The 26471-nt window shown below is 31.7% G+C and carries 29 protein-coding genes; 6 read left to right on the top strand and 23 right to left on the bottom strand.

The features are described 5' to 3' along the window. Window positions 1-64: 64 nt before the first annotated feature. Together ABEY15_RS15160 and ABEY15_RS15165 are read right to left on the bottom strand one after the other, a co-directional pair. Window positions 65-2338 (bottom strand): AAA domain-containing protein, encoded by a 2274-nt coding sequence (locus ABEY15_RS15160; protein ID WP_429890998.1) that lies wholly within the window; start codon window positions 2336-2338, stop codon window positions 65-67. A gap of 368 nt (window positions 2339-2706) precedes the next feature. Further along, window positions 2707-3099, bottom strand: a complete 393-nt coding sequence (locus tag ABEY15_RS15165; protein ID WP_429890999.1) for a hypothetical protein — start codon at window positions 3097-3099, stop codon at window positions 2707-2709. A gap of 555 nt (window positions 3100-3654) precedes the next feature. Here ABEY15_RS15165 and ABEY15_RS15170 point away from each other — a divergent pair. Then, window positions 3655-4032, top strand: a complete 378-nt coding sequence (locus ABEY15_RS15170) for a hypothetical protein (RefSeq protein ID WP_429891000.1) — start codon at window positions 3655-3657, stop codon at window positions 4030-4032. Window positions 4033-4169: 137 nt separating this feature from the next. Continuing rightward, entirely contained in the window at window positions 4170-4466 is a 297-nt protein-coding gene (locus ABEY15_RS15175; RefSeq protein WP_429891085.1) for a barstar family protein, read from the top strand. Window positions 4467-4682: 216 nt separating this feature from the next. Here the strand turns inward: ABEY15_RS15175 and ABEY15_RS15180 are convergent, their stop codons facing one another. Further along, window positions 4683-4868, bottom strand: a complete 186-nt coding sequence (locus ABEY15_RS15180) for a hypothetical protein (RefSeq protein WP_429891001.1) — start codon at window positions 4866-4868, stop codon at window positions 4683-4685. A 243-nt stretch (window positions 4869-5111) separates the two neighbouring features. Then, window positions 5112-6053 (bottom strand): aldo/keto reductase, encoded by a 942-nt coding sequence (locus ABEY15_RS15185; RefSeq protein ID WP_429891002.1) that lies wholly within the window; start codon window positions 6051-6053, stop codon window positions 5112-5114. A 156-nt stretch (window positions 6054-6209) separates the two neighbouring features. Here ABEY15_RS15185 and ABEY15_RS15190 point away from each other — a divergent pair, with 156 nt between their 5' ends. Further along, a complete protein-coding gene (locus ABEY15_RS15190) occupies window positions 6210-6881 on the top strand; it encodes a TetR/AcrR family transcriptional regulator (protein WP_429891003.1) in 672 nt (223 codons plus the stop codon). Between the two features lie 99 nt (window positions 6882-6980). On the opposite strand, the gene ABEY15_RS15195 is transcribed toward ABEY15_RS15190, so the two are convergent. The 4 genes from ABEY15_RS15195 to ABEY15_RS15210 all read right to left on the bottom strand — a co-directional run bounded on the left by ABEY15_RS15195 (window position 6981) and on the right by ABEY15_RS15210 (window position 10316). Beyond that, window positions 6981-7400, bottom strand: coding sequence for a DUF4279 domain-containing protein (locus tag ABEY15_RS15195; RefSeq protein WP_429891086.1), 420 nt, complete (start codon window positions 7398-7400; stop codon window positions 6981-6983). Between the two features lie 46 nt (window positions 7401-7446). Further along, window positions 7447-8187 carry an esterase family protein gene (locus ABEY15_RS15200; RefSeq protein WP_429891004.1) on the bottom strand — a complete coding sequence of 247 codons (741 nt, stop codon included), beginning with the start codon at window positions 8185-8187 and terminating at the stop codon, window positions 7447-7449. A gap of 17 nt (window positions 8188-8204) precedes the next feature. Further along, the gene (locus ABEY15_RS15205; protein ID WP_429891005.1) at window positions 8205-9392 is read right to left on the bottom strand and encodes an ATP-grasp domain-containing protein; all 1188 of its coding nucleotides are present in this window, start codon (window positions 9390-9392) and stop codon (window positions 8205-8207) included. Window positions 9393-9485: 93 nt separating this feature from the next. Then, a complete protein-coding gene (locus ABEY15_RS15210; RefSeq protein ID WP_429891006.1) occupies window positions 9486-10316 on the bottom strand; it encodes an alpha/beta hydrolase in 831 nt (276 codons plus the stop codon). Between the two features lie 518 nt (window positions 10317-10834). On the opposite strand from ABEY15_RS15210, the gene ABEY15_RS15215 reads away from it, so the two are divergent. Next, on the top strand, window positions 10835-11347 hold the full coding sequence (locus ABEY15_RS15215; protein ID WP_429891007.1) for an N-acetyltransferase family protein: 513 nt from the start codon (window positions 10835-10837) through the stop codon (window positions 11345-11347). Window positions 11348-11423: 76 nt separating this feature from the next. Here ABEY15_RS15215 and ABEY15_RS15220 read toward each other — a convergent pair whose 3' ends face one another. From ABEY15_RS15220 to ABEY15_RS15230, 3 genes are all read right to left on the bottom strand, one after another. Continuing rightward, window positions 11424-11891, bottom strand: a complete 468-nt coding sequence (locus tag ABEY15_RS15220; protein WP_429891008.1) for a hypothetical protein — start codon at window positions 11889-11891, stop codon at window positions 11424-11426. Between the two features lie 73 nt (window positions 11892-11964). Continuing rightward, the gene (locus ABEY15_RS15225) at window positions 11965-12480 is read right to left on the bottom strand and encodes a hypothetical protein (protein ID WP_429891009.1); all 516 of its coding nucleotides are present in this window, start codon (window positions 12478-12480) and stop codon (window positions 11965-11967) included. Continuing rightward, on the bottom strand, window positions 12455-13021 hold the full coding sequence (locus ABEY15_RS15230; protein ID WP_429891010.1) for an RNA polymerase sigma factor: 567 nt from the start codon (window positions 13019-13021) through the stop codon (window positions 12455-12457). Before ABEY15_RS15230 ends, ABEY15_RS15225 begins: the two co-directional genes overlap by 26 nt. A gap of 219 nt (window positions 13022-13240) precedes the next feature. Between ABEY15_RS15230 and ABEY15_RS15235 the strand changes: the two genes are divergently transcribed. Both ABEY15_RS15235 and ABEY15_RS15240 read left to right on the top strand, forming a co-directional pair. Continuing rightward, complete coding sequence (locus ABEY15_RS15235; RefSeq protein ID WP_429891011.1) at window positions 13241-14215, top strand: NAD(P)H-quinone oxidoreductase; 975 nt, start codon at window positions 13241-13243, stop codon at window positions 14213-14215. 26 nt (window positions 14216-14241) lie between these two features. Then, the gene (locus ABEY15_RS15240; protein ID WP_429891012.1) at window positions 14242-14946 is read left to right on the top strand and encodes a DUF554 domain-containing protein; all 705 of its coding nucleotides are present in this window, start codon (window positions 14242-14244) and stop codon (window positions 14944-14946) included. A 41-nt stretch (window positions 14947-14987) separates the two neighbouring features. Here ABEY15_RS15240 and ABEY15_RS15245 read toward each other — a convergent pair whose 3' ends face one another. The 12 genes from ABEY15_RS15245 to ABEY15_RS15300 form a co-directional block, all read right to left on the bottom strand. Then, complete coding sequence (locus ABEY15_RS15245) at window positions 14988-15686, bottom strand: YoaK family protein (protein WP_429891013.1); 699 nt, start codon at window positions 15684-15686, stop codon at window positions 14988-14990. A gap of 659 nt (window positions 15687-16345) precedes the next feature. Beyond that, on the bottom strand, window positions 16346-16639 hold the full coding sequence (locus ABEY15_RS15250; protein WP_429891014.1) for a hypothetical protein: 294 nt from the start codon (window positions 16637-16639) through the stop codon (window positions 16346-16348). 48 nt (window positions 16640-16687) lie between these two features. Next, a complete protein-coding gene (locus ABEY15_RS15255) occupies window positions 16688-17140 on the bottom strand; it encodes a hypothetical protein (RefSeq protein ID WP_429891015.1) in 453 nt (150 codons plus the stop codon). A gap of 12 nt (window positions 17141-17152) precedes the next feature. Then, the gene (locus ABEY15_RS15260) at window positions 17153-17398 is read right to left on the bottom strand and encodes a hypothetical protein (RefSeq protein ID WP_429891016.1); all 246 of its coding nucleotides are present in this window, start codon (window positions 17396-17398) and stop codon (window positions 17153-17155) included. Between the two features lie 195 nt (window positions 17399-17593). Next, entirely contained in the window at window positions 17594-17800 is a 207-nt protein-coding gene (locus ABEY15_RS15265; RefSeq protein WP_429891017.1) for a hypothetical protein, read from the bottom strand. Between the two features lie 479 nt (window positions 17801-18279). After that, window positions 18280-18474 (bottom strand): DUF6199 family natural product biosynthesis protein, encoded by a 195-nt coding sequence (locus ABEY15_RS15270; protein WP_429891018.1) that lies wholly within the window; start codon window positions 18472-18474, stop codon window positions 18280-18282. A gap of 172 nt (window positions 18475-18646) precedes the next feature. Beyond that, window positions 18647-18886, bottom strand: a complete 240-nt coding sequence (locus ABEY15_RS15275; protein ID WP_429891019.1) for a phosphatase — start codon at window positions 18884-18886, stop codon at window positions 18647-18649. Between the two features lie 51 nt (window positions 18887-18937). After that, complete coding sequence (locus ABEY15_RS15280; protein WP_429891020.1) at window positions 18938-19168, bottom strand: hypothetical protein; 231 nt, start codon at window positions 19166-19168, stop codon at window positions 18938-18940. A gap of 259 nt (window positions 19169-19427) precedes the next feature. Then, window positions 19428-19931 carry an N-acetyltransferase family protein gene (locus tag ABEY15_RS15285; protein WP_429891021.1) on the bottom strand — a complete coding sequence of 168 codons (504 nt, stop codon included), beginning with the start codon at window positions 19929-19931 and terminating at the stop codon, window positions 19428-19430. Between the two features lie 294 nt (window positions 19932-20225). Continuing rightward, a complete protein-coding gene (locus ABEY15_RS15290) occupies window positions 20226-21659 on the bottom strand; it encodes an aldehyde dehydrogenase family protein (RefSeq protein WP_429891022.1) in 1434 nt (477 codons plus the stop codon). Between the two features lies 1 nt (window position 21660). After that, complete coding sequence (gabT, locus tag ABEY15_RS15295) at window positions 21661-23025, bottom strand: 4-aminobutyrate--2-oxoglutarate transaminase (RefSeq protein WP_429891023.1); 1365 nt, start codon at window positions 23023-23025, stop codon at window positions 21661-21663. A gap of 168 nt (window positions 23026-23193) precedes the next feature. Continuing rightward, complete coding sequence (locus ABEY15_RS15300) at window positions 23194-26391, bottom strand: SNF2 helicase associated domain-containing protein (RefSeq protein ID WP_429891024.1); 3198 nt, start codon at window positions 26389-26391, stop codon at window positions 23194-23196. Between the last annotated feature and the right edge of the window lie 80 nt (window positions 26392-26471).

Genomic DNA, 26471 nt, shown 5'->3' on the forward strand with positions numbered 1-26471 from the left:
ATTTATGCTCAAGATTATTTAATAAGAATAAAAAAAATTACATAGAATACTTTCTATGTAACTTTTAAAAATCGATATAGCCTTTTAATATTTGACATGTTAAAGGACAATTCAGTCTCGCAGAGTTATTTGATTGGTTTAAACTAACATGTGACAAAGGTATTCCATACCATAAAAGTTCATTATCAATCATAATGAAAGGCTGTACTTGATCTTTTTTAATAAAACTTCTATTTTTTTGATTTTCAAAATACGATTCACTTATAAAGAGAATAGGTATCTCAACTTCATTGATAAGTTTTCGAATTTCCAAAGACATTTCAGATAAATTAGGCATGGAGACAATTATTTTTTTCTTAGCATTTTTTAAATCATTTACTAATTCATTTTTCATTTCCATTGAATCATTTGAAAACAGTCTTAACCTCTTTGATATACTCTTTGAAAAAACCTTTTCAAACTCTTCTTTACTCACCTTGTATTCATTATCCATTTGGAAATGAATTAACTTATTAATCGTCTTTTTTGAATTTGTTTTACTTTTTATAAATGGAATATCTGCAATATGAATAAATTTGCCTCGAGCTCTAGTCAAAGCAACATTAATTAATCTTTCACTGTTTTGATCTGTAAGCAGTAATCCAGGAGAATATTGTGGTTTCGTATCAACTGAATCAAAAATGATTACGTCACACTCCGCTCCTTGGAATCGGTGAACTGTTGCGATTTGTATTGGTAATTCGCGATATTTTGTTTTGCCGATAATCTCTTTATGGAGTGCCGTTAGTAACTTTGCTTGTGCTCTATATGGCGTAACAATTCCAATTGACTTGACCCCATCTACTATACTTGAAAGAATACATTGAATTGCAATAATCGCAGACCCTAAATTATATCTAGAATTTGTATTTGAATCTTTTAAAGCATAGGTTTTAAGAAATTGTGAATTTATTAAACTATTCGCTTGCATTGGAAATGGTCTATGTTTAGCGATTTCCTGTCTTTTTTTAACTGAAGGATGATCAAACACTAAAGAATGATAGATTTCATTATTTGTAAATCCAGAAATGGCCGGATGCATTCTCCTTTGTTGATTCAGTAAAACTAAATTAATTAATGGCTCCCCATTTTCTATTTTTTGGACAATTCCGGTATGATGAAATAAATCTTCTTGTAGCCATTTTTTCACATATTCATTATGAAAGCATGATGCAATTGGCGGTAATTGTTTAAAATCTCCACATACAACAATTCGTTTCCCTAATGTTGAAGCAAAGGCGATTTGTGGTGTATACGCCATACTAATTTCATCAACAATAACTAAATCAAACTGGCGTAAATAGATTAAAGGATCGATTGAACATTTGGATAGTGTAGTTCCTATCACTTTTGCTTGATCAACCAATTCTTTTTCTTTTTCACGAATTTCCCCTCGAATTTTATTTAACTTATTTTGAATTTTACTTAAATCATCTAATTCTTTTTTTGAAGCTGCACCTCTTCTAGCTTTTCTTAACATGGAGTGCTTTCGTTCATCTAAATTTTCTAACTCATATTGATTTATGCTTCCATTTACTTCAACAAGCTTTGAGGAAAGGACATCTTCGTGTTGTAATAACACCTCATCTTTTGTATACCCATAGCGGACAATCTCGCCACTTTTCCATTTATCTTTCTTTTCTAATTCATGAATTACATTTTTCATTAAAACATCTACTGCAGCATTAGAATGAGCTATTACTAAAACTGACTTATTTTTTTCGTAATGTTTTAAAATAATATTCGTTAAATTATATGATTTCCCAGTACCCGGTGGTCCCCATATATATGTTGTTGCATTATAAAATGAACGATAAATTAACTCCTGCTTTGTTGAACTTTCTTTCTTCATTTTACTTAAATGTTTAGCAGTTGAATCAGCATTCATTAGCTTCATAATTCTTTTTTGTTTACTACGATAATCTTTTATTTCCTCAAGTCTTTCAATTAATTGATCTAGTAACTCCCATGGTTCATTAAAAAGCTCAGCATATGGAATCGTTGAAGTAATTCTTTCATTTATTTTAATTTCAACTTGAGAGCCTTTAAATGACAACAATTCACCTTGATACTCTTGATTTTCTATTTTGATTCGAACCGGCGTTCCTTCTGGGACAAAAATTTCTGCATAAATCGTAAACAAGATCACCGTACTTTGTCCAATTTGATAAAGTGGAGTCCCCTTTGAAAGGGTATAGCTTCTCCCACCATGAAATTTCAAATAATTTCGTTCCGCTTCAATTGCAGTTTGCCATTCTGTAATTAAATTATTTACGTCATTTAGTGTATTTACAATCATTTATTTCACCTTATTAATTTTAAAATTGATATTTAAAGATTTATATTGCGTTAATGAGCTCCCTTAAATTTTGAGATATCATTTTAACAAACAAACGCTCCTTTACTATGACCATAGAAAGTTTAAACTTTTATAGTAATTTACTTATCATACACTAGTTCATACAGTTTATTAAATTATTACAACCTATCTAATTAGTTAAAATATTGTTGATTTTTTCATTGAATTTAAGAGTAATTATTCATAATCTGTACCAATTAAATGTTCTTTTCCCCCACAAAAAAGACTCACAGATGAAAAAAGAGAATGATTTCATTATGAAATCATTCCCCTCGAATAGTATGTAAATTCCATACTGATGTAGCTCCTCAATGGCTAGCTAAGCGTTTTTCAAAATCCGCCTTAAACAGCAGAATAGCATCGATATTTAAAGCAAAATCGTGGTCACTGATATTAAAATTAGTTATATATTCGTCAGACCTCTCACGAACCATAATTGTTGGACGGATATTGTCTCCAATCGTGTCCTGAGTTACACCACTTCCATAAAAATACCAGTTAGTTTCAGTAGCCTTATTTGCTGCATTTTTAGATATGTCATTTTTTATTATTTCGCATAATTTCTCCATAAAATCTTCATTAAGATTAAGGATTTTTCCAAATTCACCATCAACAGTTAAATCAGCATCCCCATACCAAATATTCCTGCTTGTTCTTTTTCCGTCATTGGAAGTATAAGTTTCATCAAACAAAATCTTCATTTTTATTACCACCCCGTTAAAATTCAATTTCTTCACACTATTATACACCAATTAGAAATTGTAAAATAGCTTGCTGTAAGTCTCACTAAACTTGAGTTAGGCAAGCTAACTTCATAGTTAGGTTCCTCCTACAATTGTAAGTTAGATTTGGTCTATTAATTGTAACTCTAACGTATTTTAATAATTTTGTTGGACCTGTTTTATTAAGAGGCTTTGGTTGGATATTATTTGTTGTAGGTATTCTTAATTTGTTTTCAACCAGGATTCTTCTGCAAGGATTTATTTTTCAAATGACTTTAACAGATTTATTTAATACTGAAGATGATGAAAAAAATAAAAGAATATTAAATTTAGCTTATTTAAAATCTAAATTTCCTATTTCAACGAACATGTCCGTTAGTTGACGAAAGACTGTTTCAGCAGTCTTTTTTTGTGCAAAAAAATTAAAATATTTTAATTTTTTTACCAAATATTACCATTAAAAATGTATAATGAAGTCAGGAGGTGATAGTTCTGAAGTTCAACAAGATTTTCTTTTGCCTAATTACGATTTTTTTGATCACAGCAATAGGATGCTCGAAAGAAGTAGAAACTGAAAAACAAAAGATATTGGTTCAAAAATATAGTAGTCATAAATACGAGAATTATAGAGAAGTTACAATAGATAAAGACGTATTAAAAGCACAAGAAATTTTTAGAAATTCTGAATGGAAAGTTAAAGAGGAGAAAATGTCCCGCCATCCTGAATATGAATTGGCTTTTCAGTTTAAAAATCCTGATATTCAAGTAAAACAAATACTTTACAGAGTATGGGTTAATTCAAGTGACAACATGTTGGAAATAACTAAAAGTGGCCGATATGTACAATTATCAAAAGTAGATTCAGCGACTTTATACGAAATTATTACTGGAGAAAAATTATCAAATAATTAAATAACTATAGTAGTCTTAGTAATTTTTGATATTTAAGGGGAAATAGGATGATAGTTACTGTTCAAAGTTCTTTAATATTTCTTTTTTTATTCTTCTTGCCTTATTTTGTTCTTTTACTATACATAATTGAAAATGAAATAGAGAAAAAATCAAAAGTACCTAAATTAATAATTGATGTAACGAAAGTAAGAACTAGCAATGAATTGCATATGCTATTGAAAGAAAAACTGAAATTTCCAGCTTATTATAGTGAAAATTGGGACGCTTTTTGGGATACCATTACTGGAATCGTAGAGTTGCCAAATAAAATAGAATTTGTTGGGTGGTCAGAAATGGCGAGAAGATTACCTGAAGATTCGAAAATAATGAAAGAGTGTCTTCTAGAACATAATGATGAATTCCCCGAATGGAAATGTGAGTTCTTATTCAACTGATATGAACGAAACTGGCAAATCACCATACCCAAAAGGCTTTAAAAACCCGAATTTACCTGTTTTAAGCAGACTCAAAGTAAGACTACCAACTTAGTTTTTAAAAATTATATTTCTAAGTGTGAATGTATCATTTACATTAGAAGTATTTTTAGTTTCCAATTTTAAAGAATAATTGACTCAAAAGCTTGGCACGAAGGCAAATAAATTAACGGTGATTTACAGTCTAATATGCATGGGTAGCTTTTCTGGATCGCATAACTTCTTAAAAAGTTTACGAATGCTTTCGGGTGTGTTTTGAATATTACCGTGAAATCGTGGTTCTCCACGTCCTTCTTCAGGAATAACAACAGAAATAATGTCTTTTGACACGTCTAAACCAATAATTTTTTGACTATCTATCATAATATAAACGGCTCCTTTTTGTTTGTAGCTCTACAATTGGATTGGGTAGGCTTTTAGGTAACTCCCAATATTGCCAAGTGCAGCCTACGCTAAGCAAAAGGAGGCGTTTCGTTCATTATGACTAAAGGGAGAATTTAGTTGAACAACTTGAGTTGCTTGGGCAACTCTTTTTTTATTAAAGAACACCTCGTAAAAAGATACGAGGCGCATACTTTTAAATAGTTTAAGCTCATGAGTTTAATTTCAATAGCGTCCGCCATGAACAGAGTTTTCTGGACTAACCTCTTCAAGTTGTTTTAAGTCTTCTTCAGTCAGTTCTATGTTAAGTGCCTCAACATTTTCCTCTAGATATTTTACTCGTTTAGTACCTGGAATTGGTAACGCTCCTTTTGCTATAGTCCATGCTAGCGCCAGTTGGGAAATTGTTACGTTCTTTTCCTTTGCAACTTCACGAAGTTTGTCTACTATGTCGACATTTTTTTGGAAGTTATCACCTTGGAATCTTGGTAAAAATCTGCGAATATCATTTTGATCAAGATCCTCAAATTTTCGTAATTCGCCAGAAATGAAACCTCTGCTTAGAGGACTATATGCCACGTGAGTAATTCCAAGTTCTCTTACTGTTGGAAGAATCTCATGCTCGATGTCTCGGCTCCAAAGTGAATATTCCGTTTGTAATGCTGAGATTGGATAGATAGCATTTGCACGTCGAATAGTGTCTGAATCCGCTTCTGAAAGCCCAAGATAACGAACTTTTCCTGCTTTCACTAAATCGGACATCGCTCCAACTGTTTCTTCAATTGGTACATTAGGATCTACTCGATGCTGATAATACAGATCAATATAGTCAAGACCTAATCGTCTAAGACTCTCATCAATTGCTTTTTTTACATAATCTGGATGTCCGCCAATGAACTCCCAATTAGGTCCAAATGTAAACTTCGTCGATACAATAGCTTTATCGCGTCTTCCCGCCAATGCTTTGCTAAGAAGTTCTTCATTATGTCCATTACCATAAGTGTCAGCACTATCTAATAAGCTAACTCCAAGGTCCAAAGCTCGATGTATAGTCTTAATTGATTCTTCGTCATTTATAGAACCGTAAATTCCTGGAGACATTCCCATCAATCCAAGTCCAATTGCTGAAACTTCTAAATCACTATTACCTAATTTTCTTGTTTTCATTTTGTATCCTCACTTTCAAGTGAAATTGACTTCTTTGTCATTGTATCATAGGAAATATACAATTTATACAAAAAAGATATTTTTTGTCTACTTTATCTTCCTTGTATAATATGTATTACACTTTTGATATAATACTCACAGTAAGGAGGCAGTAAGGTGACCAACGAAAATAAGCTGACAGAAAAGTTCATACATAAACAAGAAGAAATAATATTAAAGCTAATGCCCACTATTCGAACAAACGGCTTTCAGGCATTGCGCATGGAAGAGATTGCGAAAATCGTTGGAATAAGTAGAGCAACACTTTATAAATATTTTCCTACAAAAGAAGATTTATTTTATAGAGTTACAGACGGATTTGTGCAGTATATTAAAGATATGACCTCAGAAATGACGAATGAGGAAAGTTTATTTGCTCCTAGATTTCAACAAATTTTTGAGCAATCAGTATCACTTGCACTTTTTATAACTGATGATTTTTTAAAAGAGCTTCAGGGCACATTCCCCTTAATGTACGATAAGCTATGGGAGATGCTACAAACCCGTGAAAACCAGTTACTTAATTTTTACAATGAAGGTATTCGAAATGGAGTCTTTAACGAAATTAACGGAAGACTCTTGATATTACAGGATCAGATGTTGTTTTCTATTCTTGATCTAAAGTACTTAATGAAAAACCAATTAACATTTGAGCAAGTACTTTTTGATTTTTATGAGTTAAGGAAACTGCAACTGTTTAAACCAGAGAAAATTTCGAGCGTAGATGACTCCCTTATGATCCCTAGAATTGAATATTTATCTCAGAAAATATCGAGGGTATTATATTAAAAATGAGATAGCAAGGTAAACTAAAAGACGGATTCTATATTGTTGAATCCGCCTTTTTTAATAAATTTTAGTGCATTCTTTAACTACTTTGAGAGATAATTAAGTCTTCAATACAATGTCCCAATCACTCTCATATGGATTTGCATATAAGTCTATTTCTATTGATGCACCAATCTTTGAACAAAAATTAATGATTTCTTGATCATACACCAACGCTGGGCAGCATCCATTTTCTATAATTGGAACTTGCATAAGAATAAACTGACACTCATATTTCTTTTTAAACAAAATTAATTCATTAATTTTGTTTAATAGAGGTGCAATTATTTCATTAGCCTGTTTACTAGCATCTAGTGTCTCAACATAATCTGTCCTTAATTGCCAATTAGTATATGTTCTTACCGGTCTCTTTGTTGAGATTATTTTAGGATTTTTTATTCGTTTAATTTCTTCCCCTTTAAAACAAGAATAAGTTGGATTAATCCCTAATAATTCATTACATATTCTATTGGAAAATATAAAAAGAGCTACCTAAATAGAGTAGCCCTAAAAAAGTATTAAGTGCTTATTTAAATAATTCTCCTAAATAATACGGCATTTGTTTTCGCCACCAAACCCAGTCATGCGAAACATCCTCACCCCACTCATCAAACCATGCTTTAATTTGTTTTTCTTCAAAGGCTTCTTTTAATGTAAAGAATGAAGGCAGCCCGTCTTGTTCCCAATCACCTAGTCCTGTACATATTATGATATCTGCAGAACGGTATCGATCTATAAACCAGCCGTCATTTTGATTCCATATGTAATCGCTTGGTGAATTTTCGTATACAAGAGGATCATTTCCGTAGTCTCCAAAAAAGAAACGCACGTCGTAAATACCGCTAAGTGCAACAGTTGTTTGGAAGACATCCGGATGTCTTAGGAAAAAGTTCAACGCATGATATGCACCCATACTACAACCTGTTGTCATCATTGGATCAAACCAACCTGTTTTATGTTTAATAAATGGAATAGCTTCTGAAATCACATAACGATCATATGCTTCATGAGCTAATGCGCGGTCATGTACCGATTTTGAGCCGTGTAGCCAACTTTCGCTATCTATTGTAGACAGTGTAAAAAACTGAACCCTTCCGGATTCAATAAAGTCATGACACACATCAATCATTCCAAAATTATTGTATTCAAAATGCGTCCCCCCAGATGAAGGAAAAACTAGGATTGGCATGCCACTGTGTCCATATCTGTTCAACTGCATTTCGCGTCCTAATTCCCCACTCCAATGGCTTAAATTTTCTATATTCATTGAAAAATCTCCTATCCTTATACGTTTACAACGCTGCAATTTTTTCGTTCATGTACAAAACGAATGATGTTATCGACTTCTTCCTGTGAATCTGCATTAATCGCATAAAATTGATTTCCTTGGAGTTCCGCAAATGCATCTGGCATGCGCTTTTCAAACTTCACACGGTCGCCAAATCGTTCATAAATAGCATTTGTATCGTGGTTATACTCATAAGCATCACGCTGTGTTATACCGACACAATACTGGTTATCGATTTCGGATTCCTTAATTTCTGCACCTGTCACAATAGAAGCATACTGAGCAAATAAATCAATGGAGTACGCAAAATTGTACATATCAATCGTGTAGCCACCAGCTAAGCGATTATTATATTCAAGTGCAACATAATCCCCATCTTCTAATTTAAAAAACTCAATATGGAAAAAGCGTTCTTTCATCCCAAAAGCTTTCACAATCGCTTTCCCATAAGTTTCGAGCCTAGGATCAATTTCTTTTTGAATCACATAAGCTAAATCCAACTGACCTTTAACAAGTTCCAGAGTTGGCACATTATATGTAAAGCTTGTTTGGAAAACAATATTCCCTTTTTGATCGACTAAACCATCAAATGTACAAAGCACGCCTCCTTCGACATATGGTTCAATGAAGTACACTTGTTCTTCATCCCATACTTCTTCAAAATGGCGTACAGCCTCTTCTGAACATAATTTAAAGGTTGCAGCTGATCCAACACCATTATCCGGTTTAGCAATAACTGGCAGTCCTAATTCATCAATGGCTTTCGTTAACTCATTTTTAGTTTTAACGACTTTTCCATCTACAACAGGCACACCTGCTTTTTTAAACAGCTTTTTCATTTCAGATTTATATTTAACTTTTTTCAAGTCACTCGGTTTATTACCGTATACATTAAATTGTTCACGCAACTGCGCATCAAGTTCTAACCAGTATTCGTTATTAGATTCAATGCGATCAATAGGACCATGTTTATAAAATAAAAATGCAACAGCACGTTTCACTTCATCTAGATCTTCTAAATTATTCACACGATAATATTCTGTTAAAGAGTTTTGTAGTTTCGAACCTAATTGGTCATATGGCTCTTCGCCAATACCTAATACATTTACACCTGCGGCTTTCAAACGATGAGCAAATGCCTGGAAATTCTCTGGATAATATGGAGAGATCAAAATATAATTCATAAAAATGCTCCTTTCTTAATATCAAAAAATTTATTATTTACACAATTTATTTTAATTTTAAATTAATGTAAGCTTCTTTATAAATCAGTTCATTTAAGACCATTTCTCACTTAAGAAATGTAAACATTCTGGTAAGTGTTTTGCCCAAGCTTTTTCATCATGTACTTCATCTGCAAAAATATTTAAACAAATGCTATCTATTGGGACAGAGCCTTTTATCAGTTGTTTATAATACTTAAGCGAGCAATCGATATATGCCTGCTTCATATTTCCATACATCAATTGACGATCGGTATCATCGCCTTCCTGAGTACCAACTTGAATATACACTCGTTGTTCAGGATCCAACTCTTCACTAGCAATATAATGATCAAATGCATTACTTGTAATCCAATTGGCTAAAGAAAATATACCTAAACCACCAATTTGCTCTTTATATTCAACACCCATAAAAGCCGAAATATTACCTCCAAGCGAGCTACCAATCACCGCTGTATGATATTTATCCGATTTAGTTCGATATTGCTTATCAATGAACGGCTTCACGACTGTCATGACAAAATTAGCAAACTCCACCCCTTTCCCACCTAGTTCATAATCTTCAGGAAGAGGGCTTTCAGTAATTTTCCATGGCGTATATTCATTAATTCGGTCTTGTCCACCGTTATCGATCCCAACAACAATCATCTTCGGTAAATCAGGGTTTAGTTTAATTGCCGGAATCACTTTCCATGAATACCCGCTATAAGATTCACTACTGTAGAAAATATTTTGACCATCATGCATATAAACAACTGGATAATTTTGATCCTTGTCTTCTTCATAATTTTTCGGCAATAAAACACGCACGCGACGTTTTTCATTTTTATAAGACATATGTAATTGATGTGATTCTAGTTTTAAATAAAAATAGGATTGATTCATTTTAACTTCCTCGCTCCTTTAACCTTACCTTTAGAAAAATCCAACTGCTTAAGTTCTTCTAATAAAATAAGTGTTTGATAATATATTTCACACTAGGAAGAGAATTCTTCAATAACTTTATATACTCCTATGTTCTATCATCTACATTTAATCTAAATCTATTAAACTTAGATGCTAACCAGCTGCCTAAATAATTGTTTTGCCCAGCAGTTACCACATCAGTCTAAAAAATCATTTGTAATTAATTCAACGAAAATAGATTAGATTCCTTCTTGAACAATCATGTCAAATAATGATATAGAGGATAACCGGTAAATGAATATCCTCTATTTCTCACTATTGGAAGATAATTTACTAAGGAACAAGGTTTATAATGTAAGCTATAAACAATTAAAAATTAGGATTTTAATATGAACAAACCGATCTATTACAAACAAATATAAATTTCAATTTTACGGTTTGTATAAAAAGTTCTAAAATAAGAAGAGATAATAAATTAAATTGGGGGGAAAGAAAAAATGATTAGGGATGCTACTCAAAACGACTTAATGGACATTTTAGAGATTTATAACGATGCCATTCTTAATACAACTGCAGTTTATACATATAAATTACAAACGCTAGAAAGCAGACAAATTTGGTTTGAACAAAAGATGAATGAAGGGTTTCCAATACTAGTCTTCGAACTTGATCAAAAAGTCGTTGGATTTGCTACATTCGGTCCTTTTAGAGCTTGGCCTGCCTATAAATATTCGATTGAGCATTCAGTTTATGTAAATAGTGAATACAGAAAAAAGGGTATTGCCACTTCATTAATGAAAGAATTAATCTCTATTGCCAAAGAAAGAGAGTATATGACTTTAATTGCTGGAATTGATGCAGATAATGAAAAAAGTATTGCCATGCATAAAAACTTCGGATTTGTTTATTCAGGCACAATTAAAAAGGCAGGTTATAAATTTAATAGATGGCTTGACTTGTCCTTTTATCAATTAGATCTTGATGGACCAAAGATCCCTACAGAAGAATAAATTAGTAATCTATTAAGGGTATGTTTTGAACAATATTTTTCAAAACATACCCTTACTTATTCTAACGAAAAACATTCTATTTTACCTCTAAAGCAAAAGCATAAAAAGCATCGCCATGTGATAAGTGCTCATCTTTTTTATCCATCCACCATACTCCATATGAATAATAATATACCCCTTTATTAATAGGTGCTGAAAATTGATTCTTCACTACCTCTATTTCAATTTCCTTATTATCATTTATTTGAACCAAGTGGATTTCATTTGGTTTAGGATTATAATTCATTTTAATTTTAACGGTTTCGCCAGGTTTTACTTCAATCGGCTTTTTCCCCTCTAGTAGTTTGACTGGTCCAGCCGTATCTGCACATTCTCCTTTTCCTTTCGTAATCCAACAATAAGAACCTAATTTCGTATCATATGTTTGATTCTCTACTTGAACCATTGTTTTTGGAGGTTTATTACCTTTCAATCCATAATTTGCTGAACATCCAGTGAAAATGAGAAAGAAAAAAAGTATCGATGCACTTAACAATTTTGACATTTTGAACACTCCCTATTTTCAAATTGGACTATTAATATGACTCAAATTTTATTTTAAATAGTCAATCTATCAATCATTTTTCAGTTTTTAAAAACTTTAAGATTGTTCCGTCCTCTTGTTTTACAATAATTACTTTTGGGTCTTCATTCGTTAAATAAATTTTATCGCCAATCTTTAACATATTAGAGGAAAAATTGTCTTTCGGAATCCTATTATTTTTAACAACTTCTTTAACTACACCAATTTGGTCATTAAGTATAAATTCCTTATTATGTAAAACACCTTCAAATCGATAACCTGCCCCGTTTACAATTAATAGTCCAATACTGGCATCTGCAGAAGTACTTTTAGATTCATTTGTAATTCCAATGTCTTCTTTTAGTCCCTTTTTAATAGGTGAATTAATAAAAATAGAAAATGCCAGAAACAAAAGAATCCCAACTGAAACAAACGATTTTCGAATTCGATTATACCCCCAATTTGAATTGGCTTTATTCCATATTTGATCATATGTGACGGAAGGATTATGTTGATCTAATTTCTTCTGAAGGGTGTGTTTAATTTCAGAAATAGGATTGTTTTCCACCATTAAGTTCTCCCCCTTTCAGTTTTTCTTCTACTTTAAACAGTTCGTTTTTCGATAATCGATTTCTTAATTTTGTCAGCGCGTAATTAAGCCTTGATTTACATGTACCGATTGGAATATTTAAAGAGTCCGCCACTTCATCTAATTTAAGTTCTAAATAATAATGAAGAACTATCACTTCCTTACTCTTCTGCGGTAATAAATTTATCTCTATCCATAGCTGATCTTCCATTTCATTTTGTAAAATTGATTGTTCAACTTCATTTTCAGTTAGAACATCATAATGAATGCCGAAAAGTTTCTTAATTTTTTGTTTACGTATCATATTACGGGTGATATTTACTGTCATTCGATAAATCCAAGGTTCAATTGCTTTTGTTTGATCAAACAGATGGAATTTTTTTATGATACGAATGAACGTCTCTTGCGTAATATCATCTGCCATTACTTTTGATTTGGTTAAAAAGTAAGCGGTACGATACACCATTGACGAGTGATTATTAAATAATTCTTCTAAACGATCTTTGTCAATTCTTTCAGACACTATTTCTCCTCCTTTCACCACATACTCTATATACACTTAAAAACCGATTAAAGTTCGAAGTTTTTTTAAAAATTTTTTCTCCAAAATTAATTTTAAAAAAGTGAGTAGGAATTATGTTAAGAAAATATACAAATTTCATCAATCCGAGTTTTTAAAATATTCTTTCGATTAGTTATATAGTATGATAGGAATTAAATTAATTAAAGGTAGGTTTTTAGAATGAAGGCAGTTCAAATTGATGAATCAAAGCATTTATTTATTGACGATTATCATATGCCTGTTTTAGGTGAGCATGAACTACTTGTAAAAGTTCATGCTACGGCTATTAATCGAGCTGACTTACTTCAAAAACATGGTAAGTATCCCGTACCTAAAGGCGCATCACCTATTTTAGGATTAGAGATGTCAGGGATTGTTGAACAAGTTGGGGTTAATGTAACAAACTGGAAAGTAGGAGATCGTGTTTGTAGCTTATTGCCAGGCGGAGGTTATGCGCAGTATGTTTCTATTCCTTCAGATTTGGCAATTTCTATTCCAGATCATTTTTCGTTCGAAGAGGCTGCGGCTATACCTGAAGTGTTTTTGACAGCATTCTTAAATTTATTTGAATTAGGTAGATTAAAAGAAAATGAAACAGTATTAATTCATGCCGGAGCTAGTGGTGTTGGGACTGCTGCTATTCAGCTTGCAAGAGAATTTGGTGCAAGTTCAATTGTCACTGCAGGGAATGAAATGAAACTTACAGCTTGTACTGATTTAGGTGCAAACTATGTGATTAACTATAAAAATGAAGATTTTAAAACTGTAGTCGAAAAAGTTACTGATCATGTAGGGGTGGACGTCATTTTAGATTTTATTGGTGCATCCTATTTCCATCAAAACCTGCAATCATTAAATAGTAATGGTAGGCTAATTTTAATTGGTACAATGGGTGGAGTTAAAGTGAACGATGTAAACTTATTACCACTTTTGACAAAGAGAATTTCCATTATAGGGAGTACTTTGCGTTCACAAACACTTGAGCAAAAAATCTATTTAACGAATCAATTCAAAAAATATGTCTTACCACTTTTTACGAATAAGAAAATAAAACCGATTATCGATTCAGTGTATAGTTGGCAAGAAGTGAATGAAGCGCATACTCGAATGGAGAACAATTTAAATATCGGAAAAATAGTCTTAAAAATAGATTAATTATATGTAAGTTAAAGGGGATAATCATGGTACTACTCGGTTCAATTGTTAATGCAGCAGCTATTATTTTTGGCTCTTTACTAGGTTTGTTTATTAAAAGAATTCCAGATCGAATGAAAAACCTAGTAACTCAGTCAATTTCTCTCGTAATTATTGTCATAGGATTTACTTTAGCTATGAAAACAAATCAAGTTCTAATCGTCGTTTTCAGCTTATCACTAGGTGCGGTTGTAGGAGAATGGTTAGATATTGAAAGTAAATTAGATAAATTAGGTCTATTTATCGAAAGTAAATTTCATTCTAAAAGCGAAGGCTCTATTTCTAAAGGGTTTGTTACATCAACTTTATTATTCTGTGTTGGTGCGATGGCTATACTCGGAGCATTAGATAGTGGACTCCGTCATAATCACGAAATATTATATACAAAATCAATGATGGACGGCTTTTTATCAATCATTTTAACTTCGACTCTTGGCATTGGCGTGTTATTCTCTGCTGTCCCGGTTTTAATCTATCAAGGATTCATTGCCATTTTTGCCTCATTTGTACCGAATCTAGTAACACAGCATTTATTAAATTCAATTATTGCTGAAATCTCAGGTACAGGAGGAATTTTATTAATTGCTCTTGGCTTGAATTCATTAGGTTTAATAAAAATAAAAATTGGAAATATGTTACCTTCTATTTTATTTGCACTTATTATTGTTTGTTTCATTCAGTTTTTCAAATAAGATTACTAAAATGAGCCCCGAAAAAGGGCTCATTTTTTATATTAATGGAGTTTCTTTCTAAAATAACCTTTGTCTTTGTGATATAAGATTAACGCTACTATTAATACTCCTGCAGCGATCCAAACAGCTTGATTCCCAATATACTTTGTCGAAAGACTTCCAAACAGTGCGCCAAATGAAAAGGAAAGGATAATAACGAGAAACTCTTTAAATTTTGTTTTTGCTTCTTTGTCCTGATTTACAAAAGCTATATATGCTGCCTGTGAAGCAATTCTAATATTACCGGTTGTCATCGTTGAATTGTATGTCCATTTATCTAAATGAGTGAAGGTTGAAATTTGTAATGATGAGACAAAGGAGATGCAAACTGTTACAACTATATTAGGAACACTACTAGGTAATAATCCTACAATCAATAATACATTACATTCTAATAAGAGAATTGAACGTCTATAGCTGAATAATAGTTCTCTTAAACGTGGATGTTTAACGGATTCAGCAACTAATACACCTAGAATAAAGGCTATAATAGGTAGAATATAATCCACAGAGTTTTTCCAATTTCCAAATGATAGATTTATTGCCAAAAGAACAAGATTTCCCGTTTGCGCATTGGCAAACACACCGTCTCTACTTATAAAAGTATACCCATCTAAAAAACCACCTACTAAAGCTAACAATAATCCAAGATAGACTGAATTTGATGATAATGATGGAATTATTTTTTGTTTAGATTTCAATCTAGTTCTCCTACTTCTATTACTAAACTTAGCACAATCATAACACACTTATTATGTAAATAAATGTGAACAATAATCCAACAAATACATTTTAAAAATAATCATTTTACCACTTTTGTTGTTTGCTTTTTTAAAATGGCTCTGTTAAATTAAAATGTTGATTTTTGAAATAAAAAAGAGGCTGTCAAATTAGACAACCTTTAGGAACACTTATCGAACTAATGCACTGTGTTAATTGCATAAATTACTGCACTACATTTCATTATCTATTTAGTTGTGATATATAAAAGCTTTGTGCTGCAACTAAAATTATAATTAAAGATAAGACAAAGAAGCCAATTGACCAACTTTTCTTTTTTAAAATATAATTCTCTATCCCCGATAAAAACATGGTAGCCGCCATCGTTATTCCTATAAGTCCAGAATAGACAAAATTAACAGGAAATGATTTTAAAGAAAAAACAATAAATACTATGTATGGAATTCCAAGTACCATCTGAGTAATAGCAATAGGCTTTACCCTGTTCTAAAAAAAACGGTTACTTAATTTAATATTATTCCCTCTCCTTCTTGTATAAAAAATCTTATGTAACTAAACTATTTTGTTGAATAAAAAAAGCCGCACATTAGTAGCCCAAGATCTTAAACTATCGGATGCTTTAGTTCAATAAGTAACTTAGGATTGGTAGTGAAATTATTAATAATACCGATACAGATACAAGTAAAGTAGCTACCTTTTTTGAAAGTTTAACTCTCGATTTTCCAGTGTACCAACCACTAAATTGAAGTTTATTTCTATATAAAACAAATAACAAAGAAAAAATCGCAACCGAACCCATCCAACCAAATTTATCTAAATTTACACCCATTGATAAGTATAAGTTTCGTAACAATGTACTTAATATTAATCCTAACAATAGTAATATAAATACAATTCTAATTAGTTCAAGCAATACTTTCTTTTTACATCTCCTTGGAATCTTGTTTAAATTATACATGAGCTAGTTCAATAAGGGTTTTGAAATGTTGTTATTATGTTTCTTTTTTAAAATGAAATTAAATAATAATTCAACATGATAAAACACATTCGAAGCGAAACAACCAAAAAGCAAAAGAAGTGAGAAAGCGAGAAGATCATCAAAAATACTTTCATTTATACTTTGACTTTCCAAGGCATAAAGAATGAACATAACACTCATTCCAGCAACTGAATACATTCCTACTTTCGCTAAATAAGACAAAATTTTTGAATGATAGTTATATTTCAAGTGCCATTTATCAACGCCGATGGATAAGATGGTTCCTCCAATAACAAATACAACGCTAGAATAAAGGATAACAGCCATGAACATTCCTAAAAAATCGCCATCACCAAGCGATTTATACTTAAGACAAGTGAACAAAAATGAAAAAGTAATTGTTGATAATAATGCGATTACCAGCTTATTTAACATGCTTTATCTCCTCTATTCTATAGTTTTAGTTTTTAACATATTTCTAATTATTGTAGAAGCAGGTATACCACTAATCAAAATAATTGACCAAAATTGACTATCGTATTTACCATGAGCACTATAGATAAAAATTAAATCACTACTAAAAATAATAGCTAGAGCAATAAAAATTTTATATCTTCCGAAAACCTTGAAGATAAATAATATTAATCCTATGATTGCTACAAAAATGATAAGTTGAATAAATAATCCAGTCATATAACCAACCTTTACTCTTTTTATTTGTATAAAGCAATTATAAGGAAAATTGATATGAATTATAAATTTATAAAATCATTCAACTCATGAAAAACAATCGACAAATACTTATTTAACTAAACTGCCATTATGTTGAATTAAAAAGAGCCACATTTAGCGACTCAAGATCTTAAATTTATCCATGCGTTAATTAAATTAGATATAGTAAACTAAACTTCCAAATGCAATAAAAATAACTCCTATAATTCCAGTCCAAATAGAAAATTTAATCTTATTAAAATGTCCTAATTTTAAAAAATCTTCTTTTACTACTCGCTGTTGTTCTGGAGATTGAAATGCTCCAATGAATATTCCTGAAATAAGTAAAAGAATTGCACCTATAATAAAACAAAATTTTACCACCTTATCCATTCCTCTCGTTGCAAATTTTAATCGATTTATTAAAATTAAATAATTCGATAAAATCAACAAAGCTCCTTGTTCAACTCGATAGTCAATTAATAAATCATTCTTTTATAGTTATATCAATATTAAAATTATCTAAATGCTTTTCTTATAAAGATGTACGCACCATAAACAACCAATGCAAATATCGCTATACATAATATTAAACCTTTAAGATTAAAATTAACCATTTATAACTCTCCTTTAATTTATATACACATATTATAATGACAATTGATACAATTTCTAAAATAAGGAAATTAATCAATTATATGAAAATTAAACGACAAATTACAACAACGCTTTTTAGCCGTTAATTTTAGATTAACATCCATTCCTTATTGAACTAACCTTTCATTTAGTTACATAAGGATTGACCCGTCATTCATTTTTTACACAGAAAAAGACCACATTAATTGTGATCTTTACTTCTTATATTATACCGTTGACACGATGATACTAGCAGCACCAATTAAAACACACATCGATCCCCCAAAACGTGTACTCCACTTATAAAAAGAAGATGGTTCTGTTGCACCATCGGATTTCCAACTTTCTGTAACAACCCAAAATGCTTCTGGATTCACTATTAGTAAAAATCCAAATAAAATGAGTAATATTCCTATAAACATATAAGAAGACCTCCAAAATATTTTGTGATTTTTACTCGCTCATTTTCTTATTTTCTTAATATTTTTTTTACAAAAAAGATAATTCCAAAGGCAATAGCAGCAAAGATTAATAGCCATACAATAATTGGGGTAAATAACATTAAGTTTTCCAAATGAATCCTCCCTTTATAGGTTACTCCTTGATTCCCTTATATACATAACGAACACCAATGATAAAGAATACAAAACTTATTAACAATGGAATTGTTCCAATATTAAACAACGCTGTTCCGAAAACTCCTATATTTGAGTCCCATCCATCTCCAGCTGGTTGAGATAGGTACAAAGAATAGATTGATGCCGAAATAAGTGTTAATCCAAATAATAAAATACTTGTTAAAACTCCAATTCCTCCAACGATTAGATTCTTCATAATTTATTCTCCCTGGTTTCTTATATAGTTCTTTCCGAATTAAATATTCTATTAGTCTAAGAAGCTTGCAACTAACCCAAATAACATTGTTAATACGATAAATGTAATAAAGAAATATCCTAAATATCTTATTAGCTTTGGTTTTTTCCCAAATTCGAAGCTTTTTCTTTTTAAAGGAATAACACCCTCCATTTTTTGTAGATCCTCTATTGGTGAAAATACTTTCTGATCATCCATGTAAACTTTGCTTTGAGTCGTTTCTGATTCGTGCGTTCTTTCCATAGATTTCACCTACCTTTTTTTGTTATTTTGCAATTTAAATACCTTATGTATTTACTATATTTTACCATTTTTTATTAAAATTCGATTAGATATTTTTCGCCTTTTCATGCACTTCCTTCATTAAGCACAACCGAAATTATAAAAATAATCCTTCTTCATCTAACTAACATTCAGTTAAATAAGAATCAACAATCTACTTTAACAGAGCCTTTAAAATAAAAAAGACGATCAAACCATTCATTTGATCATCTCTTTCTTCTTATTTAATAATCTTAACCATATGATCCTCATCGTAAAATTCACCATTAACAAATAATGCTCTTTTTTCTGTTCCAAAGCTATCAAAGCCTACAGCTTCATATAGTCTTTTTGCAGATTGATTTGATGAAATGACTGCCAATTCAATTTGTAGTATTTCTTCAATTTCCATAGCATCTTGAATCGCTTGGCTTAAAACTTTTTTCCCTACACCTTTACCACGGTAATCTGGAGTAACATACATTCCCCAAATTGTTCCTTTATGTTTCATTTTTTCAGATCTTTTTTGGTAGAAGCCAGCAACGCCAACAAGTACGCCTTTGTCGAATGCGCCAATAATAAAATTATCAAAAGTCTTAGGAAAATTATTTGTATGCTGTTCGATTGATTTGCTTTCATACTCTTCTAAACTTTCCCCGAATGCTTCTGGTGATAATGTTAGTCCTTCACTTCTTAATCGAATAAACTCAGGTAAATCTTTAATTATTAATTTTCGAATTTCCATACTTAATCTCCCTTCGAAGCTCATAAATGTTTCAAATTTTTAACAAGACTTTTTACAATTCACGTAAACCAATTACTTCGTATCTTACAAATATAACATATAATTCTGAAGTTTTAGAATAAAAAAAGGACTGATCATATATTAAACATGATCAGTCCTTGTATTGTAAAGACAAATTCCAAAACCCATGATAATCAAACTGATTGCAGGAGCGAAGCATGTGAGGAGCGGAGTTACCTTAATAGGTTATGAGCACCGCTCAACAGGCGAAGCAACAAAGAAAGCGAGCGTTTGTCAGCAGTCTGAAAGTTTAATAGAGACTAGTTTCAATTCAGTCATCTCTTGTATTGCATATTTTATGCCTTCTCTTCCATAACCACTTTCTTTTACGCCACCATAAGGCATTAAATCAACTCTAAAAGTAGGAACATCGTTTACTAGCACGCCTCCTACATGTAATTTTTTAGTAGCATATAATGCTCTTTGTAAGTTGTTTGTATAGACTCCAGCTTGTAACCCAAATCGACTATTGTTTACTTCATTTATTGCTTCATCAAATTGTTCATATGAATTAATGACGACAACTGGACCAAAAATTTCCTTGCAGGATACATCACTGCTGTTCTTTACGTTTGATAGAATAGTAGGTTTATAAAGACGTTCGTCAATTATATCGCCACCAGTTACTAGATCAGCTCCATCTTTAAGTGATTGCTTAACCCATTCATCTATTCTAGCAACATCTTTTTTAGAAATCAGAGCACTAATATCTGTTTGAAGGTCTAATGGCGAACCTATATTTAATAATTCAGTAGCATTTTTCATCTTTAAAAGGAATTCATTATAAAGTGTATGATGTACAAAAATTCTTTGTAATGAAATACAAACTTGGCCGTTATAAATAAAGGCTCCCCATACACAACGATTGATTAATTCATCAGTTAACTTGACTTCTTCATCGATGATCAACGCTGAGTTTGACCCTAGTTCTAAAGTTACTTTTTTTAACCCTGCTTTGTTTTTTAATGAGATACCGACTTCAGGACTGCCGGTAAATGTAATTGCGTTCACGTCAGGATGTTTTACTAAAGCATCACCAATTTCGGAGCCCTTTCCAGTAATCAGGTTAAACGCCCCTTTAGGTAAATCCGTTTTATCAATCATTTCAGCTAATGCAATTGCAGAGAGTGGAGTCTGACTAGCAGGTTTTAAAACAATTGTATTTCCTGCAGCAATTGCTGGACCAACTTTATGTGCGACTAAATTAAACGGGAAATTAAACGGTGTAATTGCACCAATTACCCCAACTGGCTCTCTGACTGTATATGTGACTCGACCTTCACCACCTGCTACTGCATCAAGAGGGATTGTTTCTCCGTATATTCTTTTTGCTTCTTCCGCGGCTATTTTATATGTTGCAATTGTTCGATCGATTTCACCTAAAGCAGCCTTTAAAGGTTTGGATGCCTCTAATGCTAAAATTTCAGCAAGTTTTGAGCGATTTTCTTTAAACTGTTCAACTAATTGCTCTAAAATGACACTTCTCTCAAATGAGCTGAGCTTTTCCATTTGAGCTTTCGCGTTATTAGCCGCTTTAATCGCTTCTTCCAAATTATCTATCGACGCGATTGGTATTTCAGCTAACACTTCACCAGAATGAGGGGCAACAAGATTTTCATGTTTAACCCCTTCAACCCAACTTCCATCTATATAAAAATGCTTTTTCATTCTATTTCACCTCAGTTACAAGCTGGCTAGCAACTTGATGTATTGATTGTTTTATAATATCCAGACCTTCATCTAATTCCTCGTCAGAAATAATTAATGGCGTTAAGAAACGAAGAACATTACTATGAACACCCGCGCTAAGAATAATGACTCCATTTTCGCAACATTTTTTGGTTAATGCTGCAACAAACTCTTTTGCTGGTTGACCAGAAGTAGGATCTATAAATTCGATTCCTACCATAGCTCCTAGTCCCCTAATATCATAAATTATTGGAAAATCATTTTTCAATTGATCAAAAAATGATTTAATTTTTTCTCCAATCGTTCTAGCTCGAATCCATAATTTTTCACTTTCAATTTTTTCAATCACCTCGAGCGCTGCTACACAACCTAAAGGACTTCCTCCATAAGTTCCACCTAGTTCACCAGGTGATGCCGCGTCCATTATTTCAGTACGACCTGTCACCGCACTAATTGGTACACCCGCTGCGATTGATTTTGACATTGTGATTAAATCAGGTTCAATTTCAAAAACCGTTGATGCAAATAATTCACCTGTTCGCCCGAATCCTGTTTGAATTTCATCCGCTATAAACAAAATTCCATGTGACTTACAAATAGTATATACTTCTTTAATAAATTTCTTTGGGGGAACAATAAATCCTCCTTCTCCTTGGACGGGCTCCATAATAACCGCTGCCACTTCTTCTGGTGACACATCTGTTAAAAGAAAATCCTTAAATTGAGAGATACAAAAATTAATATATTCTTCTTCAGATAACTCTTTTGGTCTATTTGATAAATAAGGGAATTTAGCTTTATATGTAGCTGGAGCAAATGGACCCATTTTATATTTATATGGTTTTACTTTACTTGTTAAAGACATTCCTAATAAAGTTCGCCCATGAAATCCTCGAGTAAACGAAATAATTCCTGATCGCCCAGTGTACTTCCTCGCAATTTTAACAGCATTTTCAACTGCTTCAGCACCGCTATTTAATAGAATTGTTTTTTTAGAAAAATTCCCAGGCGTTATTTCAGTTAATTTTTTTGCTAAATCAATATATGACTTATACATTCCTACATGAAAGCAAGAGTGGATTAATCGCTCTGATTGTTCTTTAATCGCTTGTACAACATTCTTTGGCGTATGTCCTACATTTAACGTACCAATCGCTCCAGCAAAATCTAAAAATTTATTACCATCAACATCCTCCACGATCGTACCGTTTGCTTTTTCTACAAAAACAGGTGTATTATTTCCAACTCCATTTGGAACAAACTCATTACGTATTTCAATGAGTTCTTTTCCTTTTGCCCCTGGAACTCCTACTGAGACATTAACAAATTTTCGATTATTGCTCATGCTAACTCTCCCTCTCATAAAAATAATTTCATTTCAATCTATAAAATTATTAAATTAGTAGCTTCATTATTAATATACTCGCTTACAAACTTTTAAGAATGAAATAAAACTAGGTCAAGGGCTTTTTTGAGTGAAAGGAAAAAGCCACTCAGGTGAGCGGCAAATATTTTAGAACATTAATAATTCGCGAATGTCTTCTTCTGTTAAATTAAATGAAGGTTTTCCATTCGTTTCAATAATTTCTCCTATTAATTGTTTTTTCTTCTCTTGTAGTTCATTCATTTTATCTTCAATCGTACCTTTAGCGACTAGCTTGATCACTTGAACATCATTCATTTGACCAAAACGGTAAGCTCGATCTGTTGCCTGGTTTTCAACCGCAGGATTCCACCAATTATCATAAAGAATAACTGTATCAGCTCCAGTTAAATTGAGTCCCACTCCTCCTGCCTTTAATGAAATTAGAAAGAAGTTATGTTCACCAGCGTTAAATCGATTGCAAATAGATAAACGTTCTTCTGACGGAGTTTGTCCATCAAGATAAAAAAATTGTTCTCCCATGATTGATAGTTCTCTACCGATTAAATCTAACATTTTCGTAAATTGAGAGAAGATCAACACTCTTCTCCCTGCTATTTTTGATGCCTCAATTAGTTGAAATAGCTGTTCAAACTTAGCTGAACTACCTTCGTAACCATCTATAAACAAAGCTGGATGGCAACAAATTTGTCTTAAGCGAGTTAAACCAGCTAAAATTTTAATATGATTTTTGCCTAATGTAAATTTATCCACTGCTAAGTGCTTTAGTGTGTCGTGTCGTAGTTTTGCTAAATATGCTGCATATAATTTTTTTTGCTCTGGTAACAATTCGACGGATTCCTTCGATTCGATTTTCTCTGGCAGTTCCTTAAGTACATCCTCTTTTAATCTTCTTAATAAGAAAGGTCGAACCCTTTTAGAGATTGTTCTCCTAGTCAAATTACTAAATTCCTTTAACCCTCCAAATAATTCTGGAAAAACTACATGATAAATTGCCCAAAGTTCTTCGAGTGAATTTTCAATTGGCGTACCTGTTAAAGCAAACCGTTGATCAGCATTTATCCTTTTTACGACTTTAGCTGTTTGAGTAAAAGGATTTTTGAAATTTTGTGCCTCATCAAAAAATACTGTATGAAACTTTTGCTTTTCGTACCACTTTATATCATTTCTTAACATCGAATAAGAGGTAATTAATACATCGATATTGACTAGTTCTTTTTGGATTTTCAACCTCTCATTTTTATTTCCATCGATGACAAGTGCTTGAATTTCAGGTGCAAATTTGAATACCTCGCTTAACCAGTTATACGTTAATGCCGTAGGACAAACAATTAGGATTGGTGTATTAAATGAACGGATTTCGTTTAAGACGGATTGTATATAAGCAAGGCTTTGAATTGTTTTACCTAATCCCATATCATCTGCTAAAATTCCTCCAAAACCGAATTTAGCTAAATTCTTCATCCATTTATACCCAAAAATTTGATAGTCTCGTAACAGATTTTTCATTGTTTTAGGCATTTCTTCTACAATTTCATTAGGATTTATTAAACTCTCGTAAAAATGATGCAATCGATCTTCAATTTTAAATAAACTAGTTTCTTCCGTAGAATCTAATAAATATAGACTATTTTTTATCGGTAAGTTTAATACATTTTCATATTCAAATTCTTGCTCAGGTACTGCATTTAAAAATCGCTTTATCTCTTGTAATTCTCTCGTTTCAAGCGAGTACAAAGTACCATCATGTAACCGATAATATTTCCGTTTCTCTTTCAGTGCTAATAATACTTCTTTGATTTGTTTCTCAGGAATGTCTAATTCAAATTTAAATTCCAACCAATTCGTTCGTTCTCTTTTTAAATTAACGCGTATTTGAGGTTTCTTATTTTCTTTAAAAATTCTATTTCGAACAGCGGTCGTTGCATAAATTTCAGTTAGTTTTTCAAGTTTCGGTACTATATTTCTTAAAAACTCATATTCAAGTTCTTCATTTTGTATGAAATAGCCACCTTCCGTTTTTGAAAATGAACTATCTTCCATTAATTGTAATATTTCTAATTCTTTTTCTTCATCTCTAATTAACGTTTTACTAAGTTGAATTTCTCTTTTATCTAGCGGATTTATTACGATGCGATCATAATGAAATTCAAGCCCTGCAAGTAATTTATTTTTAATACGATCTAAATATAGCTTTGCTCTTAACGGGGTTTCTGAATATTGGTTTGATATTGAAGTAGGTATTTGCACCTTACCAAGCTTTAAAAGACCTGGAATTACTTTCTCAACGTAAAGATGGATTTGGTCTGTTGGAATATTTATTTTTTCATGTGCTTTGTTTTTAACTATTTGTTTTAACTCAACAAGTCGATTAAATTCATCTACTTTAAGATTATAAATTCTTCCACGATATAAGACTGTTGAATAAGCTTCCATTATCGTTAATTGCTCAATTCCCTTTACAGTTAAAAAGTATTGACCATCTATATGCTCTATTTCAAATTCCATTGGTAATTTATCTTCGGTAAATGAAATTCCATTAAACGGTTTTCCGTTTTCAATTATTTTAACGTTTTCTGAAACCGTTAATAAATTAATGAATTGGCTCCAAATTGTCGGAGAAATTAACATATATTCATTATTCTTAGTAAGAGGATCATTAAACATTTTTTCATCATCCAACAACTTTATTAAAAGGTCCCAAATACGATTAACTTCATTTTGAACACAATGTAAATTAGGATCAAAAATAATATCAGCCGAAATTTTACTTGGTTTCCCCACTTTAACATCCTTTAAAAAGTTTCGTAGATTTTCTACTTTCTTTTTTCCAAATGCCATAGAAATTCCAAGTATTTTATAACCTTCATTCATTTCAACCACTTCGCAAATAAACTCGAAATCAATTATTTGCCGCTCGTCAAAATGTTTTAATTGTCCGCTTTTACGAAACGTTTTATCATGAAAAAGTTCTAAAATACCATTCGACCTATATAAATCGGAGTTTTCTATAAAAACATCTATTTCTGTAGGATTTACCTCTTTTTTCTGACGTTCAAAAATCGAAATTAAAACTGCAGCTATATGTTGACAATCCGTTTTAATTGAAGCTAGTTTAGGACAAGTGCACTTACAATAAAAATCGCCATTTTCTTCTCTTATAACATGAACGGTAAAAACTTCATTTCCTATAACTGTTGCTATACAAGTATCATCATTATATTTTTCGATTTGTACTTTATTTGCGCGATAAAAAGAGTCACCCCTTTTGAAGGAGACTGTACCGCAGCGTTCTTTTATGATTTTATGATTCAATTTTATCTTCAATTAACTGCTCCTTCCAAAATGAATAAAACGAATATAACTATCTTACCATTAATTATTTATTTATCTAAAATATTGCTTCA

The organism is Gottfriedia acidiceleris (assembly GCF_050457485.1).
Classification (GTDB): domain Bacteria; phylum Bacillota; class Bacilli; order Bacillales; family Bacillaceae_G; genus Gottfriedia; species Gottfriedia acidiceleris_D.